Source organism: Corynebacterium capitovis DSM 44611, assembly GCF_030440535.1.
In the GTDB taxonomy this organism is placed as follows: Bacteria; Actinomycetota; Actinomycetes; order Mycobacteriales; family Mycobacteriaceae; genus Corynebacterium; species Corynebacterium capitovis.
Genome location: NZ_CP047117.1, coordinates 1803581 through 1821834 on the forward strand (window position 1 = coordinate 1803581; position 18254 = coordinate 1821834).

Genomic DNA, 18254 nt, shown 5'->3' on the forward strand with positions numbered 1-18254 from the left:
AATTCTACCAGGGGCCTATCGGGCCTCGATGACGCTGCGCGCCCATTGCACTGTCCAGTCGCTGGCAGTTGTCCCCTCAATGACACCCGGATTTGTTGCGTACTGGGCATGGTTTCCGTTGGCCAGGAGGAGGTCACCGGCACGCGCCACGAGGGTACCGACATCCTGGGGGGCATCGCAGACGGAATCGTTCGGCGCACAGATCTCGTACGCGCGGTCCGCCACCTCTCCGAACCCACCCGGCCGAGCACCCGTCATCGTCGCACCCGGCGTGACGGCCTGAACAACGCCGTTGAGGGGCTGCAACGCGATTTCCGCGCCCACGCCCGCGACCGCCACCCCGGGGTTGATGCCCACGCCGGTCTCACGGCGGCCGTCGGCAATGATGACAGCCCCGAGCAGGCGCTCCGGTGTCACCGCGTTCTGGCGGGTGCCGATCTGGTTCGCGATGTCGCCTGCGATCACAGCACCCTGCGAGAATCCCGCGACAATGAACTTCGTGCTCTTGCAGGTGTCTGCCACGTACTTCAGCTCGGCATTCGCGCGAGCCAGACCCTCGGCGCGCGAATCGTCATAGGTCATCTCAGCGCGGCCGGCTTTGGTCTGGATGTTGCGGAATTGGGCCGTGTACGGGGTCGTCCAGACCCGCACGCGGTCGATCGGGTACTGCTGCTGTAGCGGGCCCGTGATCGAGAGCATGAAAGACAACGGGTTCGCCTGCGGGTTAAACGGGTCATCGTTGGCCGCCGACTCCCACGTCCCGGGAATGGAGACGACCTCGACGGCCGGGCACCAGTCCGGTTCGCTCGGAGGCAGAATTTCCGACGGCAGCGAGATGGGCGGTTCACCACCCGGCAAAGGGGCCTGCCCCCGCTGCCACTGGGCGATACCGACGCCGATGACAGCGATGATGACGATGACTGCGCCTACCAGAAGCGACTTGCGCATCTATCTCCTTAGCACAGGTGGGCGCGCGCAGTGGCGTCGATAAGCGAGGCTGCTGCGGCCGCGTCCATGGTGGTGCGACCCTGCTCTCCCAGCTGTCCCGCTACTGCGTCGCGTGTGACGGTCGTACCCCCGCAGATGCTATAACCCGTTGCTGTGAGCTGGTCTTCAATTCCGTCGACGTTGACTCCTTTATCCCTGACCTCCGTGAGGTAGGCCCGCTCCTTGTCTGAGAGGTACGACAGCTCGTTAGGAGCCGAGGTCACTTCTCGGGCCGGCGCGTCCGCAGCAGGGGACGACGTCGCAGCGGTTGCGGTGGCCGTGTGCGTCGCCGTCGTCGTCGGCACCGAGCTTGTCGACGTCACCGAGGACGTCACCGAGGACGTCACCGCGGATGGTGCGGAGGACGTGGACGTGACATCGGAGCTGTCGACTGTCTCTCCGCCACAGGCCGCAAGACCGGCAGCCGCGACCACGAGCGCCGCGGCGCATGCTGCTCGCTTCATACTTAACGAACCTCCTCAGCCTTTCCGTTGACCGACCGGATCGTGCCGTTCTGGAAGGTGATCTGCGCGTTGCCCGTAGCGGCCGTCTGGTCCGAGGTGGGCCAACCGAGGTGGCCCTGCTCCCATCGGTCCTCGCCCCACTTGTTGAAGATTCCGCCGTAGTAGATCACGTGCGCGCCCGTGGCCGGAGAGAAGTAAATGTTGCCGTGCTCGAACTCTTGGAAGAACCCGCCGTTAATTGCGATCTCCTCGCCCCTCGGGTAGCCAAGGGCGGATTTCGCCGTACCCAACTCGCCGTACTTCGCGGCGATGGCGCCGTGCACGTAGTTATTGGTGCCGTTCGGGTTGCGCGTCAGGTACCCGCCCTGGAACTTCTGTACGAGGCCCTGGCCGATCGCCTCAGCTTCGGCCACGGGGTACTTCAGGTGGCCCGCCTCCCAACCGTTGGTGCCCCACTTGGTGACCATGTCCGCCGGGATAGCGATCGCACCCGTGCCCGGCGTCCAGTAGATCGAACCGCGTTCGAAGTGAACGAAACGGCCGATCCCATCAGGAGTTGCCGTCTCCCCGGTGCGGGGGAAGCCGAGCCATCCGCCCGCACTGCCCAGCGCATTGTACTTCGCCAAAATCGCACCAAAGAGCGCGTGCGCTCCGGTGGACGGGGACCAGTAGGCCTGGCCACCACGGAAGTCCTCGGCCTTGCCACCGGCCACGTCGTACTCGTTATTAACGCAGGTGCCGATGATGCCGCCCTTGGTCACGTCGGCAATCGCACCGATGGGCAAGCAGTCGCTGCCACGGTCGGCACCGGAGAGCTTGAACGCGTTGGCAATGTACGGCCACGCCTGCGTCATCTCGAACTGCCAGTACGGCCATGCGTGGACGCCGGAAGGGCGGAATTGAACGATGGGATTAACACCCGCGCGGTTGGCATAATCGACGAAGGTCTGCGTGGACATACGCGAAATGACCTCCAAGCCCACACCGGCCGGGCTCGCCGCCGCCTGGGCGACGGAGTCCGGCGAGCCGAAGTCGTCACGCCCAGAACCGGAGGAGACGTAGACCGTCATGTTCTTCAGGCTCTCTACGCCATACTTCGGATCGTGGTCGATCCAATCCTGCGAGCCCGGCTGTCCCCACATCGCCTCGGAGTGGTATCCGCCGGCGTCCAACTGTGCCGCCTGAATTGCCTGCGGCATACCGGGAGTCGTCGTGTCCAGGTAACCAGAGAGGGATCCGACGAAGGTGAACAGCCCGGGGTTGCGCTCCGCCAGGTTCACGGCGGCGGTGCCGCCCATGGACAGGCCGACCACCGCGCGGGTGTTGTTAGAGCGGAATTTGTTCTGCAGCACCGGGATGAGCTCGCGGGTGAGGAAGGTCTCCCACTTGTAGTTCTTCCCGTTGTCAGGGCGCTGCCAGTCGGAGTAGAAGGAGGACTCCCCGCCCACCGGGAGGATGACGTTGACATTCTTGTCCGCGTAGAACTGCTCGATGTTCGTCTCAATCGTCCAGCCGTTTTCGTCGTCGCGCGCACGCAGGCCGTCGAGGGCCCACACCTCGGGGAAGGTCGCTGTCGGCTTGGAGTGCCAATCCCGCGCGAGGAGAATCTGCACCTGCATCAACTGCTCGGGCATGGCAGCGGAGCGGATGAACACCGCGACGCGGCGGCTGCTCAACCAATCGACGCGCTCCACGGACACGCCCTCGGGAAGGCCGGCAATCTGCGGGTTCGACTCTGTCTCCACTGGCGTGCGCACCGGCGGGTCCGAGGGGCGGATGTTATCAGAAAACCCGCCAAAGCTGCTTTGCGCTACAGCGGGGACTGACGTCAGGCCAGCGACAAAGGCCGTGGGGATAGCGGCGGCCGCGATCCAGGCACGGCGGGCGGTCGGGTGTCCGAGACGGGGAACTCGCATTGGTTTCTGCCTTCTCCTGATGATGAATCGGTCGGTGCGGAATGCTGTGGTGCGCTTCTAAACACACGTACGGTAGCCGTATCGACGGTCACATGCGTAACGTTACGATTCCTAAAGGTTAAGTTTCGCTTTAGACTTTACTGGGAGCCACGCCGTAAATCTAGAGATCGTGTTTACGGGCAATCACGTCCAGCATGACCTGCAGCGGGACGAGGCGAGACAGAGGGAAGGCCACCCCAGCTAGTGAACCGCAGGCGTAGTGCGGCTTCGGCCACTTCGCCTGCACCGGCTTCACAATCTCCCGCGCGACGCGCTCGGCGCTGATTCCGTTACGCTCATTCGCGTCAAGTTTGGTCAGCATGCGGTCGAACTCGCGGGCGTAGGGCCCTCTCTTATCGACGTATTTAGTGCGGCGAGCCGATAAACCGGTGGCGATGGCCCCCGGCTCAACAACGGAGACCCCGATGTTAAAGGGTTTCAGCTCGCGGCGAGCCGCCAGCGCGAACCCCTTGATCGCCGCCTTGGACGCCACGTAGCTCGAGCGGTACGCCAGCGGGAAGCTGCCCAGCATCGAACCGACCATGACGATTCGCCCCCGCCCGGCTTGGCGCATTGCTGGAAGGAGTCGTTGCGTGAGATCCACGTGGCCGATGACATTGACCTGGAAGAGGCGCTCGATAGCGTCGCGCGGCAGCTCTTCAAACGGGCCGGACTGCGACTCACCCGCGTTATTGATCACAACCTCGGGCACTCCACGGCACAGGATTTCCTCGGCGCATCGGCGGATTGATACCGGATCCCCCAGATCCAGCGCGACGTAGTCGACCCCCGGAATAGGATCGGTAACAGTCGCCGGGTCTCGGGTCGTTCCGATCACGCGAAAGCTCGTGGCCAGCGCGCGCGCCGTCGCCGCGCCGATCCCCGACGTAGCGCCGGAGACGACCGCGAGCGGAGCTTTCGCACCTGTCACCCGGCTGCCCCCGTTACCAGGCGCCCATGACATCAAGAACGCGGCCTTTGGTCTCTTCGAGCTGGCTGCCGAACTGCTCCCAGTTGTGAATCCCGGTCGGAGTGTAGACCTCGGTGAAGTTGATCCCCGAGGCGCGAGCCTTCAGGCCCCACAGGCGGGTGATGAAGTTAGCGTAGCTCTCAAGCGCCACACCGGATGCGACGTGCTCAGGCAGGTAGTCCGCGTCCTGTGGGCCCGGCACCGCTGCACCCGCCGAGATGTAGACGTCGCTGTTGCGCAGGCCATCCATGTTGAGGAATGGGTCGTTCTCAAAGCGCCGCGGGCTCAGGAGGGGGCCGTACATCGCGTTCAGATTGTACATGCCACCGTCGAGAAGCGCCGCGCGGAAGGCGGTCTGGGAGCCGGGAAGCGTCGTGGCTAGGTAACCGGAGAAGGACATCACCTGGCGGAACTGGTCCGGGTGCTTCGCCGCGAGGTTCATCGCCGCGGTGCCGCCCATCGACAGGCCGAGGATGGAGTTGTTGCTACGCGACACACCGAAGTTCTGCTCGAGGTAGGCGGGCAGCTCCGAAGTGAGGAAGGTCTCCCACTTGTAAACGACCGGGTTGTTGAAGTCGTAGGTCGCGGGCGCTTCCCAGTCGGCGTAGAAGGACGAGGCGCCACCCACCGGCATCACGAGGGTGATGTTGGAGTCTTCGTAAATCTGAGCGGCGTTGACGTCGACCAACCATGCGTTGCTCTGCTCGGTGGCGCGCAACCCGTCGAGCATGTACAGGCCAGCGTTACCGCCGTTGGTGGCCGCAACGATCTGCACCGGGATGTTGCGCCCCGTCGCTTCCGACCATACGTCGCAGCGCTGCACCCAGTAGCCAGCTGCATCCCACTCGCATGTGCCGCTGTTATCAGGACGCAGCACATCCCGGTTCGCCGCTATTGCCTGCTGCGGAGCCGCGAGCAAACCAAGGGCCGTGGCGAGCATGACAAACAGCGCCACAAGGGCGCGTCGCATCGAAGATCGTGTGTTCACAAGTCCCCCTAAAGTCTTTTACCAGGCGAGAATTAACCAGAAGTTATCAAATTGTTGCACAAACCGCTACCTGCCGGCGCTCCACCCCACGTCTTCTCCCGCCTCAATGCGCTCCAGCGTGGAGGCGTCGAGGTAGGTCGCGGGGTCGTCGTCAAGCGTTAGCGTGCGGCCTTCTGTAAGTGCGTATCGCATGTTCTCGCCGAAACGTTTCAACGTCAGAGGATCGCGGTACGTGGAGATGAGCGCGGCGATGTCGGGGCTGCGCAGCGCCGCGCGGGCCTGCATCGCTTTCTCGCGGTCAACCCACGACGGGAGCTGGCTCAGGTCGGTGGCGCTGTCCGCTACCTGCCACTCCACCGCCAGCGACTTGTCGTGGCCCACGCGCCCCCCCTCTTCACGTGGCATGCGTGCCGCCAGAGGCGTGGCCAGGCCTACCGTGTCAAGCACGCGCGTTTCAAGCGAAGCGTTCTCCCCCGTCATCCCGAGGTTGATAAGGTACGCGGTGGCAGCCAGCTGGCTCAGGTCCGAGCCATCCGACTTCCGCGGGACGGTGAACCACCCGTACGTCTCCGGGTCCTCAGAGATGCGGGCTAGCATCATCTGTCCGGCATTGCTGGCGCGGGCGTCCGCCTCCTTATCCACCCAGTTATCCATCAGTTTGGAGCCCAGGAAATCCTGCGCCACGAGCGGCGGGTGCCCCGGTGTGCGGTTAGTTGCCATAGTCCAGAACTCGCGCTCGTCCACGATGTTGAGCTCCTCCGCGGTGAGCTCTCGAGTATTACCGGGCAAGGGGTGCCCGCGTTCAATCACGACTGCCGCCCACAATGCGAGGGCAATCACAGCCACGGCGGTGATCCGCCGGGCGGGAACGGCGGCCACAGGCAATAGGAGAGCAAAAAGCGGCAGGAGCAACATCCGCCCATGCATAAAGTCACCACCGACCCGAATGACATACAAGGTGTGCGCCAGCGCGCAGCCCACCGCGAGGAGCACAACAACAAGCGGACGCCCCAGCTCTCGCCCATTGGCCTGGGCAAAGAACCGCACACCCAGAACCGCGGCGACAAGCAAGGGCGCCCACAGGGCATACGGGCTCAGGAAATTCCACGCGTACGCAAACCCACGGCCCCACTCAGCCTCCGCGGCCGACTTCGCCACCGCCGTGTGCGGGGTAAGCAGACCGTAGTACCCCATGCGGAAAACTTCATAAGCAGCGGGCAGCGGCAGGCCCGACAGAAGGATGAGGCCGGCTTTCCGCAGGTCTCGGGGCGCGAGGAGGCTCGAGGTGAGCAGCACAACGATCGTTGCCGCGCCGTACAGGGCGAGCTCTGGGCGAACGAGCCAGGAGAGGCCAGACCAGAAAGCAAGCAGGTAGGCGACCTCACGTGAGGGTCGGCCGTGCCTGCGACGCGCGGTGACGGGGCGGTCCTCGAACGGCCGCGACCATGCGACGAGGAGCGCCCACCACGCGGCAAGCCAAAAGAGCGAAAGCCCCCATTCAAGGCCGGACGTGGCGAAGTCGCGCGCCGGTGGGAGCGCGAGGTAAATAATGGCACCGAAGGGAAGGACGGCGCCTCCCCAGAAGCGTCCCGCGCTCAGCGTCGATAGGACAACCGCCGCCACGGTCAAGAAGAGCGCGAGGGCGAGGGCGACGTACTCTAGGCGCGCGCCCGAGACCCATCCGACAACAGTGATTAGGTACTGCCACAGGGTGGACGTATTCGCTTCCACGCGCTCGCCCGCGTTGAAGACCGGGCCGTCGCCCGCCAGCACGTTGCGCACCGTGCGCAGCACGATCAGGCCATCGTCGCTCATCCAGCGACGCTGCCATCCTCCCCAAAGTGCGAAAACGCCCGCCACGGCTGCGGAGGCGTACAGCGAGAAGCGGGCGTTTTTAGTCACTCGGTTAGCTTAACCGGACAACGAGGGCATCACGTAGACCGCCATGGCAATGCAGAACATCCACGCCAGCGCGAGGAGTTGGAGCACGCGGTCTTCCAGGGCGATCTCGTCGGGCGCGCCACCGTGGCCGCCGTCGACCTTAGCCGCGTAGCGGAGAATCGCGATGACGAAGGGGACCATCGAAACCTGGTACCATATCGCAGCCGGCCCAGCGACGGCCGAGGAGAGCTGGAACCCCCACAGCGCGTAAGACATGACCACGGCCGTGGCCGAAAGGGTCCACACGAAGCGCAGGTAGGTGGCCGTGTAGCCTTCCAGGGCCTTGCGGATTTTCGCTCCGGTTTCCTCCGCCAGCTTGAGCTCGGCATAGCGCTTCCCGGAGGCCATGAAGAGCGACCCAAATGCTGCTACGAGGAGGAACCACTGGGACAGCTGGATGTCGGCGGCGACGCCACCGGCCATCGTGCGGAGCATGAACCCGGAGGACACCAGAGCAATATCGATGACCGGGATGTGCTTCCACCCGAAGCAGTAGCCCAGCTGCAGCGCAATATAGATGCCTATGACGCTGGCCAACGCCACGCCATCCGTGGCCAGCAGGGAGAGGGCAATGGCGGCGACGATCAGGACCGCCGCCATGCCGTAGGCCAGGTTCAGCGGGAGCATGCCGGAGGCGATGGGGCGGAACCGCTTCGTCGGGTGCTGCCGGTCCGACTCGATGTCCCGGGCGTCGTTGACAAGGTAGATCGCAGACGCGCCGAAACAGAACACGACGAAGGCGAGCGCGACGTCGGCAAGCGTGCGCCCGTTAAGCGCATCCATACCCGCAGCGAGGGGTGCGGCGAGGACGAGGACGTTCTTGACCCACTGCTTCGGCCGCAGACCCTTGATCATTGCGTCGGGCAGGTTCTTCGGCGGCGTCTTCGTGCGGGGGACGTCGACGCCCTCTGTGTGGGGCTCGGATTTGAGGAGCGGTTCCTGCGCTGAATGGTGCGGGTGGCTCACCGGGTCTCCTTCTCCACGTAGCTAGCGACACCGGCAACTCCGGCGCCGAGGGCAGCACCCGCGAGGGTATCCGTCGGGTAATGCACGCCAAGCACCATACGCGAAACCATCATGATCGGAACTCCGAGCAGCGGCCACGGCGAGCCGGTCATGCGCGAGATGATGACGGACGCGGCCGCCGTGTTCGTCGCGTGGGAGGAGGGAAACGACAGCTGGGAGGGCGTTTTCACGCCGATGTGCAGGCGCTTGTCGTGTGGGCGCGCACGCCGCACTATGCGCTTGATCACCACCGAGGCAGCGTGAGCGCTAAACGTGGCCACCCCAAGGGTCGCCCACTCGCGCCGCCTTGTCTTATCGACGATCCCGCCGACACCCGCCACCGCCAGCCAACCTAGGTCGTGCTCCCCAAAATGGCTCAGCGTCCGCGCCGTTGTGACGACCGCGGGGGTGTAGAGCGCATTCTGGACCGCAAGCAGAATCTCAACTTCACGCTTGCTCATCGAATACCTTTCCCCAGTTGGTGCGGCTGGTCAGCTCCGGAACCGCGGCGCGGTAGGCGCGGGTGAGCTCCGGCCAGCGGTGGCGGATGGCGTCGTGAAGATCCTTTGTTTCGTCGACGAGGTCGCCGCCAAGCTGCTTGTTGCGTTTGCGGAACGCCACCCCCGTGCCACCGGCGGTGGAGACGGTGGCGGAGTCGAGGCGTGCAAGAGTGTACCAGCGCGCCTCGTCGGCGGTGAGGTTGAGTTGCGGCGCCCCCCAATGCGAGCGGTCCTCGGTGCTGAGTTGGTGGCGCAGGGCTTTGAGGGCCCAGGGGATCTTCCTCACCTTTGCCAGCCTGCCGCCCACTTTTTTCGTCGGCACCCCCGGCGCACCCGTCGCGGGGGGTAGCTCCGCCGCGGATCCCACGATGACGGCGTCCGAGTAGTTCCTCCGGATCTCCTGGATGCGTGGCAGGCTTGTTTCGAGAACGTCGAAGAGCTGGTCAGGCCCGGACAGGAAGTCTTTGAAGGCTTCGATTTGAACGGCCATCGTCGAATACTCCATGCACGCGAGGTGCTTGTAGGTCGATTTCAGCATGTTGTTCAGGATGGCCTCGGGCCCGTGCCCCTCGTGGTAGAGGGCGGCGACGATGAGTCGGTTGCGGGTGTGGAAGTAGGCCTGCCAGTCGATCGCGTCGTCCTTGTCGGCCCAGGCCATGTGCCAGATGGCGATGCCGGGCCAGGTGACCGTCGGGAAGCCCGCAGCCTTAGCGCGCAGCGCGTATTCGGTGTCGTCCCACTTAATGAACAAGGGCAGGGGCAGGCCGCACTGCTCGGCGACGACGCGGGGGAACAAGTTCATCCACCAGCCGTTGTAGTCCACGTCGACGCGGCGGTGCAGGGCCCGCGAGGTGGTTGCGCTCGGATCGAGCTCCTCCTTGTCGGTGCCGGTGTACCCGAGGGGGTAGCGCGCAAAGTCGTGGTCGTAGACAGCGTGTTCCGCCGCACCCCACATGAACGTGCGCCGGTCGACCGCCTCGCCCGTGGTTCGCAGCTGGGCGCGATCCTGCAGGTTGAGCATCTGTCCGCCGATCAGAACCGGGGACGTTGCGTAGCGGGCAGCCTGGACGGCGCGCAGGATCGAGTCGGGCTCAATGGCGATGTCGTCGTCCATGTACAGGATGTACGGCGCCTCGGTGGATTCCAGCGCTTCGTACATGATGCGGGCGTACCCGCCGGAGCCGCCGAGGTTGCCCTGCGGGTAGATTCGGAGCCGCCCGTCGAGTTGGCGCTCCGCCTCCTCGAAGTCGGGCTCGTCCGCCGGGTGCTGGGTGCCCTGATCGGGCATAAGCACGTCGGTAATCGCCTCGAGGACAGTAGCGTCTTCTGCAAGGGCGCGAAGCGCGTTGACGGCGTCGCGCGGGCGGTTGAAGGTGGGAATGCCCACCGCGACCTTCTTGGGGAAGGGCCCGACCTGGGTACCGTCGGGAAGCGTCTGCGCCTGCGGGGGCTGGGCCGCGCACCACGCGGCGTTGGTGATAGCAACCTCCGTCTCCGCGGCGATGTCGAACCACAGCCACCCGCCGTCCTCGAAGTTGCGCAGCTCGAGGGGGATCTCCACGTGCTCGTCACGCGCCTCGACGTTGACCACGGAGATGCGCACGCCGTCGTGCTTGGAGCGGTAGACCGAAATGGTGGCCTCCCCCTCGACGTCGAGGGAGAGGATGACCCGGTCGAGCTGGGACCAGCGGCGCCAGTACGCAGCCGGGAAGGCGTTGAAGTAGGTCTGGAAGGACACCTCGGCGCCGGCCGGGATGCTCAGCCGGGTGCGGTCCGGCCAGCTCAAGCGCTGCTTGTTCTGCTCCGCCTCGATCAGGTAGAGCATCCGGACGTCGTGCGGTTCGCCCTTGCGGGGCATGAGAATGCGCTGCAGCACCTCGACTGCTGATTCGGCGTTCACAGATCTCTCTTTCGGGTTCGCGTACCTTCCTACGTTTTTAGACAGTAGTGCGCGCCGGCCGTGAACCTTCACCTCGACGCGGCTTTGCGGCGCCTACCCTGGGTGGCATGAGAGACCCCGCACCGAATTTCGTCGCCGGAGGCGCGCTCGTCGTCGTGGCCGTCGCCTGTTTCGCGTTCCTCGACGGCCCCACCGCGGTCTTCGCGGGCATCGCGGCGGCCGTGGGCGGCGCGGTCCTGCTCATCATGGGCACGCAGGGCGGGGCGCCCAAGCCCGAGCTTTACGACGACCCGCTCACCGACCCCGGCTACCAGCGCCCGAGCGACCGGGGCCTGGACGGCCCGCGCCGCAACACGGGAGGCGGACCTCCCCCGGCGCTACGAACGCTACTTGGAGCGCGTTGATCGGGTGAAGTCCGTCACCACGGTCCACCTGGGCTCGGAACAGGCGTTCCGCGGAGACGGCCATAGCATCGCCCGTGAGAATCTGCTCTCCGACCTGCGGGCTCAGCGCGGGGACGCATAGGACCCAGATGAGCCGCACCTGTACAGCTACACCACAGTTCTTTCCCCGTAAGCGAGCCGCCTTTTCCCCGACGCCGCCGTCTCGCGCCTCTGGGAAGACATGCTGCTTGCAGAGATGAAGACGAGTTTCCCCGCTCCTTTTACAGCCGCGCCCTGCTCGATACGCTGCACGCCCTCGAACAGGGCTCAGCCGCCAAAGATAGGTAGGCCGAAGGCCCTAGTTGTACCTCGCCATGACAATGCACCACGTGGCACCACGTGGCACCACGTGGAACAACGGCAGCCTCTGGCACGATCACCGTTTGTCTCGCATCTACCACCTATAGTCGCTGTATTGGCCTTCCGGTGGGTTTTTGGGTAACAGGTCAGCAATCGAGTCGATTTAGGAATCGGTGAGCGTCTGGAAGCGCGACATACGACCCGCTCACCTCCCCCAGTATGAGACCTGCCCTAGTGCCCGCGCTCCTGGTTGATCGGCTTGCCGTCGACGAAGTGGGGGCGCAGGTGGTTGTCGAACAGTGACAGCGCAGCGCCGATGGCCATGTGCATGTCCAGGTACTGGTAGGTGCCCAGGCGCCCGCCGAACAGGACGCCCTTGTCGCGGGATTCGGCGGCGGCGAGGCGTCGATAAGCGAGCAGCTTCTCGCGGTCCTCGGGCGTGTTGATCGGGTAGTAGACCTCGTCGTCCTCGCCGGCGAAGCGGGAGTACTCCTTGACGATGACCGTCTTGTCCTCCGGGTACTCGCTGCGCTCCGGGTGGAAGTGGCGGAACTCGTGGATGCGGGTGTAGGGCACGTCGGCGTCGTTGTAGTTCATCACGGGGGTGCCCTGAAAGTCGCCGGTGTCCAGGACTTCCTGTTGGAAGTCGAGGGTCCGCCAGCCGAGGCGCCCCTCGGAGTAGTTGAAGTAGCGGTCGAGGGGACCGGTGTAGACGACGGGGATTCCTTTGTAATTGTCACGCACGTCGAACCAGTCCGTGTTGAGCTGGACGTCGATGAGCTCGTGCGCCGCCATGTTCCCCAACCACGCCGCGTAGCCGTCAACGGGTAGGCCCTCATAGGTGTCGTTGAAGTAGCGGTTGTTGAAGGTGTAGCGCACGGGCAAGCGCGAAATGATCTCCGGGGGGAGATCGGTGGGGTCGGTCTGCCACTGCTTGGCGGTGTAGTGCTTGACGAAGGCCTCGTAGAGCGGCTTGCCGATGAGCGCGATGCCACGCTCCTCTAGGTTCGTCGCCTCCGCCGGGTCGCGGCCCTCGCGCTGCTCCTCGATGAGGGCCTGTGCCTCGTCCGGCGAGTAGTAGCGGCCGAAGAACTGGTTGATCAAGCCCAGGCCCATGGGGAATTGGTAGGCGGTGCCGTTGTGCATCGCGAAAACGCGGTGTTGGTACCCGGTGAAGCTGGTGAAGCGGTTGACGTAGTTCCAGACGCGCTCGTTAGAAGTATGGAACAGGTGCGCGCCATACTTGTGCACCTCAATGCCCGTGGTCGGTTCTTTCTCCGAGTAAGCGTTGCCGCCGATGTGCTCGCGCTTTTCCACCACCAGCACGCGTTTGCCCAGTTCGCACGCGGTCTGTTCGGCAACGGTGAGTCCAAAAAACCCGGAGCCCACAACGATGAGGTCGTAATCCATAGGGCCTATCTTGGCACATTCGCTTATCGACGCCCCCGCGCTCGACACACCCGCACCCTGCGACCCGCCCGGCGCACCATTGGCCCCATTTCTTCCCTGACGTCCCATCTTGCTCTAGACTGCCCAGTGGCTAGCTATTACCACATACGCAACAGGAGCCCCACTGTGCACCAACGTAGACGACTCTCCCGGCCAGTTGGCGGGAGCCACCCGGTCCGATCCGCCATCACGGCGACGGTCACCTCGCTCACTCTCGTCGCCGCTGCGGCGTTCGGCGGCCAGCACATCCTCCAGACCCAGTCGATTGGCGAGTCGATTGGCGCGGGTGACATGCGGGTTACCAGCTCCAGCGAGTCCCTCGCCGCCGGTGCTGACGTCACCGTTGCCGATGCCGCCGTGGCCACTCAGGGAGACGGCAGCACCGAGCACGTAGTCAAGGAGTTCACCCGCAGCGAGCCCTTCTCGGTCTTCGCCCTGACGTGGACGGGGGACCGAGACGTCGTGGCTTACGTTCGCTCCCAGAGCGCAGACGGCACGTGGTCCGAATGGTTCCCCATGGACGCGGCCAATAACACCACCCTGGGCGCGAAGGCCGGCACCGAGCCGATCTACGTGGAACCGACGACGAAGGTCCAGGTGTCGACCGGCAATATCGACCTGCTTGCCGGCGGCCGTACCGACTCCACGGCAGCCACCACGGCCAGCGATATCGAAGCCGTGTTTATCGACGGTGGAGAGGGAACCGCTCAGGGTGACATCGCCCCCGTCGCTGACACCTATGCCCAGGGGATGCCCAACGTTATTTCCCGCGCGCAGTGGGGCGCCGGGTACAACGACAGCCCGACGTACGACGATTCCGTCACGGCGGCGACGGTGCACCACACTGCTGGTTCCAACAACTACACCGCTGCCGAAGCCCCCGGTATCGTCCGCGCCATCTGGGCATACCACGCCAATACCCTCGGCTGGGGCGACATCGGGTACAACGCGCTTGTGGACAAGTACGGAAACATCTACGAGGGACGCTACGGTGGTCTGGACAAGGCCGTCGAGGGGGCGCACGTTGGTGGCTTCAACGAAAACACCTGGGGCGTGTCCATGTTGGGTGACTACCAGTCCGCTGCTCCCACCAACGCCGCGATCCAGGCGATGGGCAACATCATTGGCTGGAAGGCCGCCGTCTCCGGTTTCGACCCGACCGGGTCCAGCTACCACTACGCCGACTTCACGTACCCCGGGAGCCGTTATTCCGCAGGACAGGGTGCGGTCTTCCCGAACATCAACGCGCACCGCGACTTCCACTACAACACCTGCCCGGGCGATTACCTCTACAACCGGATGGGTGACATCCGCACCATCGCCAAGGCGAAGTATGACGCACTGCGCAGTGGCAAAAACGGAGGGACGACTTCTTCCGCCCCCGCTACTAACGCGAATACCAATACGCAGTCGGGCACGGTATCCGCGCCCAGCGGTACCACCAAAGTCACGGTGAGCGATCTGAACAAACTGATCAACAGCAATACCGTGTCCCTCGACGGTCTGGCCAAGGGTGACCCTCAAGCCATTGCGGCCGCCGCCGGAACCATCGCGGGCACGCTCATCCTCCTCGCCAAGGAGTACGGGGTCATCGACGGCATCTCCTCGGACGTAGCTGGGTTGCAGCTCATTCCCGGACTGAGCCTGGCCACGATCACCCCGTACATCAACCCAATCCTGCAGTTCCTGGGCAACTCCGAAGCCACCAACGCGTGGAGTGAGCTCCAACCCCTGCTGGGAAAGCTGGTTGCTACGACCGGCACAGTCGGCACCGCGCAGTACGCGTTTTACAACAACGGCATCGGCGTGCGTGACGCGAACGGAGAGGTCTTTAGCCTGGCGGGTCGCATCGCGGATGCGTGGTTGCAGCAGGGTCTCGACGCGGGCCCGCTCGGTTTGCCCACCTCGCAGCCCTACTCGGCGGAAGGCGGACACACGTCCGTCGATTTCGAAGGCGGCACCGTCACGTTCAACGAGAACTCCGGGGAAGTCTCAGTCGACGTCAAGTAGCAGCTGGCTCTGGTTGTACGAGCGCTCCACCGCGCTCGACCAGCCGGATATGAGGCGCCCGCGCTCGGCCGGGTCCGCCTTGCTTTTCCAGGTGATGCGGGCGCCGAGATCGACGGGGGCGTCGATAAGCGAGGCCCCGATCCCTGCCGCCGAGGCCGCACCCATCACCGTTGTTTCGATAATGCCCGGGCGCACCACCCGCGCGCGAATATTCCGCGAATAGTCTCAGGGCAGCGACAACGGTGATTACTCAGGACGACTCGGCGGCCCCAAGGCTCACCGCTTTTCGACGATAGACAGATCTGTCTACGACTTCGCTAGAACCAGCGCTCGAGCACGGCGGCCACGCCGTGCTCGTCGTTAGTGTGCGTGACGAAATCCGCAGCATCTTGCACGACGGGTGCCGCGTTACCCATTGCCACCCCGAGGCCCGACCAGGCGAGCATCTCGGCGTCGTTAGGCATGTCACCGAACGTGAGAACGTCGGCGCTATCCAGACCGTAGCGCGCCGCCAAGATGGAAACCCCGGTCGCTTTATTCACCCCCGGGCTGGAGAACTCAAGCAGGCCCTCGTCCATTGAGTACGTCACGTGGGCAACGTCTGGGTCGATGGATGGGGCGATGAGATCGAACATCTCGGCGGAATTGAGGGCCGGGCATCGCACGAGGAGTTTCGCCGCGGGCTCTGCAAGCAACTCGTCGATGGGAACGATGCCAAAGCGAGAATCCCAAGCGTCCGGGTTGTACGCGGGCGTGACCAAGAAAACCTCGTTCTCGGGGTCTAAGGCTGACTGCCCCACGCGCTCCACCCCGTAGCCGAAGGGGACGTGTAGTGACCGCAGCGTGTCGTCCACGATCTCGACGATTTCCGCCATCGGCGTCGCACCCAGCTCGAAAGCCTGCAGAACAACGTCCGCAGACGGGTCATAGACCACCGCCCCATTCGCGCACACGCAGACCGGCGAGATGGGAAGCTGGTCCAGCACGGGCATCAGCCATCGGTGAGGGCGGCCGGTGGCCAAACCGAAGTGGGCACCCTGGCGCACGGCGCGCATGACCGTGTCCCGCAGGCGCGGCGTGACACGGCCATGTGAATTGAGAAAGGTCCCGTCGATATCACTCACGATGAGCCGCGGTGCCATTGTTGTTAAGCCTTTCCGGCCTTCCCGACCCTCTTCGCTGCCCGCGCCGCTTTCTCTTGCTCGTACATCTTCTGAGCTTCCTCCGTAGTAGGGGCAGACCCGCCCAAGGACGCGGGCATCCACCGCTCCCCGGCGGGGAAAGGCCCGAAGCGCTCCGCGTACTCCGTTTGGGCGGCACTGAGGAGCGAGCCCATCGCTTCTTTCAAACGCGCCGTGACCTCCTCCGGGGTGCCGCTTTGATCAACGGGTGGACCGTAGCTGACGATGACTGGGGTGTGGGTCCGGCCCAGGCGGCGCGGCAGGTCCTTGGTCCAGATCCGCTGCGACCCCCAGATCGCACACGGGATGAGCAGGCCGTTGGAGCGCTGCGCGATGCGGGCGGCGCCGGTCTTAAAGTCAGAAAGTTCGAAAGCACGGGAGATTGTTCCCTCGGGGAAGATTCCCACGAGGCTGCCGTTGTCGATCCACTCCACGGCACTGTCGATGCTGTCCGCCCCAGCCGCGCGATCGACCGGGACGTGACGCATGCTACGCATCAACCAACCAATGACGGGCACGTGAAAGACCTCTTTCTTCGCCATGAAGCGGACCAGCCGCTTCCCCGTCAAGTGCGGGCCCATTCCAGCGAAAATGAAGTCGAACCAGCCGGTGTGGTTGATCGCTATAACAGCGCCGCCCTCGCGAGGCAGGTTCTCAAGGCCGAGCACGATTGCCTTCGTACCCTGCGCCCGGAAGACTCGTTTGATGAACGCCACCATGCGTTGGTAAAAACGGTCGTCGATTTCCTGTGCATGATCTGCTTCAGCGCGATAGCCAGGCTCGACGACAAAGAGGTTCTCCAAAGTTTTTTCCGGGGAGCGGTCACGGGCACCGGTCATGGGACGAGGACCTCCTTGCCCACCCAGGGGCGTAATGCGGCGGGGACGACGACGGACCCGTCAGCCCGCTGGTTGTTTTCCAGGATGGCAACGAGCCAACGCGTGGTGGCCAGGGTGCCGTTTAATGTGGCTACGGTGTGTGTCTTTCCCTCGGCGTCGCGGTAGCGCGTCGCTAATCGACGCCCCTGGAACGTCGTACAGTTCGATGTCGACGTCAGCTCGCGGTACGTGTTTTGGGAGGGAACCCACGCCTCGGTGTCGAACTTGCGCGCCGCCGGCGTGCCCAGGTCGCCGGCCGCAATGTCGATGACCCGGTAGGGCACCTCGACCGCAGCGAGCATCTCCTTCTCCAGCGCGAGGAGGCGTCGGTGCATGTCCTCGGCCTCCTCGGGGCGGCAGTAGACGAACATTTCCAACTTGTCGAACTGGTGGACGCGCAAAATCCCGCGCGTGTCCTTGCCGTAGGAACCCGCTTCCCGACGGAAACACGACGACCACCCGGCGTAGAGCAAGGGGCCTTCTGACAGATCGATAATCTCATCACGGTGGTACCCGGCGAGCGCGACCTCGGAGGTGCCCACCAAGTAGAGCTCGTCGCGCTCGAGGTAGTAAATCTCCTCGTCGTGCTCGTCGAGGAAGCCGGTGCCCTGCATGATTTCGGGACGCACGAGCACTGGGGGGATCACCACAGTAAAACCGGCCTCCCGTGCTTTGTGCGCGGCGAGCATGAGCATGCCGAGCTGCATCCACGCACCGTCACCGACGAGGTAGTAGAACCGGGCCCCACCGACCTTGGTGCCACGTTTGACGTCGATCAGCCCAAGCGACTCTCCGAGCTCGAGGTGGTCCTTGACCTCGAAGTCGAAGGTGGGGATCTCTCCCACGTGCTCGATGACCTCAAAATCCTCTTCCCCGCCGGCGGGCGCACCCTGGATCACGTTGGGGATGCTGCTGAGGAGGCGCGCGACCTCCGCTTCAGCCTCGGCTCGCGCGGCATCCGCCGCCCTCACCCGCGCTTTGAGCTCATTGGAACCTTCCAACAACGCGGGGCGCTCCTCGGGCGTGGCGTGGCCGATCCTCTTGCCAAAGGCCTTCTGCTCAGACCGGAGGTCATCGGCAGCCTGAATCGCGCTGCGCCGCACCTCGTCGGCGGCGAGGAGGCTGTCTACGAGCTTGGGGTCATGGCCTCGAGCCCGCTGGGATTCCCGGACCGCATCCGGGTTCTCGCGGAGGTATTTCAGATCAATCACGCCTACCCACTCTAGCCCGTGCGCTCGGTCTGGCGTGGGGACTCGCTGGTCATAACCAGCGGGTTAGAATGG

Annotated in this window: 17 protein-coding genes; 3 read left to right on the forward strand and 14 right to left on the reverse strand. The window is 64.5% G+C overall.

All coding sequences use genetic code 11. The features are described from left to right. Positions 1 to 15 precede the first annotated feature (15 nt). The 9 genes from CAPI_RS08780 to CAPI_RS08820 all read right to left on the reverse strand — a co-directional run bounded on the left by CAPI_RS08780 (position 16) and on the right by CAPI_RS08820 (position 10668). Positions 16 to 948, reverse strand: a complete 933-nt coding sequence (locus tag CAPI_RS08780) for a cutinase family protein (protein ID WP_018018276.1) — start codon at positions 946 to 948, stop codon at positions 16 to 18. 8 nt (positions 949 to 956) lie between these two features. Beyond that, on the reverse strand, positions 957 to 1451 hold the full coding sequence (locus CAPI_RS08785; protein WP_018018277.1) for a hypothetical protein: 495 nt from the start codon (positions 1449 to 1451) through the stop codon (positions 957 to 959). 2 nt (positions 1452 to 1453) lie between these two features. Next, on the reverse strand, positions 1454 to 3367 hold the full coding sequence (locus tag CAPI_RS08790) for an alpha/beta hydrolase-fold protein (protein ID WP_018018278.1): 1914 nt from the start codon (positions 3365 to 3367) through the stop codon (positions 1454 to 1456). A 160-nt stretch (positions 3368 to 3527) separates the two neighbouring features. Beyond that, entirely contained in the window at positions 3528 to 4370 is an 843-nt protein-coding gene (locus CAPI_RS08795; RefSeq protein WP_051059751.1) for an SDR family oxidoreductase, read from the reverse strand. Beyond that, positions 4351 to 5346, reverse strand: coding sequence for an alpha/beta hydrolase (locus CAPI_RS08800; protein ID WP_018018280.1), 996 nt, complete (start codon positions 5344 to 5346; stop codon positions 4351 to 4353). Before CAPI_RS08800 ends, CAPI_RS08795 begins: the two co-directional genes overlap by 20 nt. An 84-nt stretch (positions 5347 to 5430) precedes the next feature. Next, complete coding sequence (locus CAPI_RS08805; protein ID WP_040356981.1) at positions 5431 to 7266, reverse strand: arabinofuranosyltransferase AftB family protein; 1836 nt, start codon at positions 7264 to 7266, stop codon at positions 5431 to 5433. Positions 7267 to 7275: 9 nt separating this feature from the next. Continuing rightward, entirely contained in the window at positions 7276 to 8271 is a 996-nt protein-coding gene (locus CAPI_RS08810; protein ID WP_018018282.1) for a decaprenyl-phosphate phosphoribosyltransferase, read from the reverse strand. Then, positions 8268 to 8771: a phosphatase PAP2 family protein gene (locus tag CAPI_RS08815; protein ID WP_018018283.1), complete on the reverse strand. Its 504-nt coding sequence runs from the start codon at positions 8769 to 8771 to the stop codon at positions 8268 to 8270. The genes CAPI_RS08810 and CAPI_RS08815 overlap by 4 nt, the downstream gene beginning before the upstream one ends. Beyond that, positions 8758 to 10668 (reverse strand): glycosyltransferase, encoded by a 1911-nt coding sequence (locus CAPI_RS08820; RefSeq protein ID WP_051059755.1) that lies wholly within the window; start codon positions 10666 to 10668, stop codon positions 8758 to 8760. The genes CAPI_RS08815 and CAPI_RS08820 overlap by 14 nt, the downstream gene beginning before the upstream one ends. Positions 10669 to 10817: 149 nt before the next feature. Between CAPI_RS08820 and CAPI_RS08825 the strand changes: the two genes are divergently transcribed. Both CAPI_RS08825 and CAPI_RS08830 read left to right on the forward strand, forming a co-directional pair. Further along, positions 10818 to 11114: a hypothetical protein gene (locus CAPI_RS08825; protein WP_018018285.1), complete on the forward strand. Its 297-nt coding sequence runs from the start codon at positions 10818 to 10820 to the stop codon at positions 11112 to 11114. Beyond that, complete coding sequence (locus CAPI_RS08830; protein ID WP_281163800.1) at positions 11101 to 11235, forward strand: hypothetical protein; 135 nt, start codon at positions 11101 to 11103, stop codon at positions 11233 to 11235. The genes CAPI_RS08825 and CAPI_RS08830 overlap by 14 nt, the downstream gene beginning before the upstream one ends. 449 nt (positions 11236 to 11684) lie before the next feature. On the opposite strand, the gene glf is transcribed toward CAPI_RS08830, so the two are convergent. Then, positions 11685 to 12863, reverse strand: a complete 1179-nt coding sequence (glf, locus tag CAPI_RS08835) for a UDP-galactopyranose mutase (RefSeq protein ID WP_018018287.1) — start codon at positions 12861 to 12863, stop codon at positions 11685 to 11687. A gap of 165 nt (positions 12864 to 13028) precedes the next feature. Between glf and CAPI_RS08840 the strand changes: the two genes are divergently transcribed. After that, entirely contained in the window at positions 13029 to 14912 is a 1884-nt protein-coding gene (locus tag CAPI_RS08840; protein ID WP_018018288.1) for an N-acetylmuramoyl-L-alanine amidase, read from the forward strand. Here the strand turns inward: CAPI_RS08840 and CAPI_RS08845 are convergent. From CAPI_RS08845 to serS, 4 genes are all read right to left on the reverse strand, one after another. Beyond that, a complete protein-coding gene (locus CAPI_RS08845; RefSeq protein ID WP_018018289.1) occupies positions 14895 to 15110 on the reverse strand; it encodes a hypothetical protein in 216 nt (71 codons plus the stop codon). The genes CAPI_RS08840 and CAPI_RS08845 overlap by 18 nt on opposite strands. A gap of 119 nt (positions 15111 to 15229) precedes the next feature. Further along, positions 15230 to 16054: a Cof-type HAD-IIB family hydrolase gene (locus CAPI_RS08850; RefSeq protein WP_018018290.1), complete on the reverse strand. Its 825-nt coding sequence runs from the start codon at positions 16052 to 16054 to the stop codon at positions 15230 to 15232. 5 nt (positions 16055 to 16059) lie between these two features. After that, entirely contained in the window at positions 16060 to 16932 is an 873-nt protein-coding gene (locus tag CAPI_RS08855) for a lysophospholipid acyltransferase family protein (RefSeq protein WP_018018291.1), read from the reverse strand. Then, positions 16929 to 18182 carry a serine--tRNA ligase gene (gene serS / locus CAPI_RS08860; RefSeq protein ID WP_018018292.1) on the reverse strand — a complete coding sequence of 418 codons (1254 nt, stop codon included), beginning with the start codon at positions 18180 to 18182 and terminating at the stop codon, positions 16929 to 16931. Before serS ends, CAPI_RS08855 begins: the two co-directional genes overlap by 4 nt. Between the last annotated feature and the right edge of the window lie 72 nt (positions 18183 to 18254).

Coding starts and splice junctions, on each gene's coding strand:
- CAPI_RS08790 (WP_018018278.1), bottom strand. CDS start 3,367: ATGCGAGTTCCCCGTCTCGGACACCCGACCGCCCGCCGTGCCTGGATC.
- CAPI_RS08780 (WP_018018276.1), bottom strand. CDS start 948: ATGCGCAAGTCGCTTCTGGTAGGCGCAGTCATCGTCATCATCGCTGTC.
- CAPI_RS08795 (WP_051059751.1), bottom strand. CDS start 4,370: ATGTCATGGGCGCCTGGTAACGGGGGCAGCCGGGTGACAGGTGCGAAA.
- CAPI_RS08800 (WP_018018280.1), bottom strand. CDS start 5,346: ATGCGACGCGCCCTTGTGGCGCTGTTTGTCATGCTCGCCACGGCCCTT.
- CAPI_RS08820 (WP_051059755.1), bottom strand. CDS start 10,668: ATGCCCCGCAAGGGCGAACCGCACGACGTCCGGATGCTCTACCTGATC.
- CAPI_RS08825 (WP_018018285.1), top strand. CDS start 10,818: ATGAGAGACCCCGCACCGAATTTCGTCGCCGGAGGCGCGCTCGTCGTC.
- glf (WP_018018287.1), bottom strand. CDS start 12,863: ATGGATTACGACCTCATCGTTGTGGGCTCCGGGTTTTTTGGACTCACC.
- CAPI_RS08850 (WP_018018290.1), bottom strand. CDS start 16,054: ATGGCACCGCGGCTCATCGTGAGTGATATCGACGGGACCTTTCTCAAT.
- CAPI_RS08855 (WP_018018291.1), bottom strand. CDS start 16,932: ATGACCGGTGCCCGTGACCGCTCCCCGGAAAAAACTTTGGAGAACCTC.
- CAPI_RS08815 (WP_018018283.1), bottom strand. CDS start 8,771: ATGAGCAAGCGTGAAGTTGAGATTCTGCTTGCGGTCCAGAATGCGCTC.
- CAPI_RS08785 (WP_018018277.1), bottom strand. CDS start 1,451: ATGAAGCGAGCAGCATGCGCCGCGGCGCTCGTGGTCGCGGCTGCCGGT.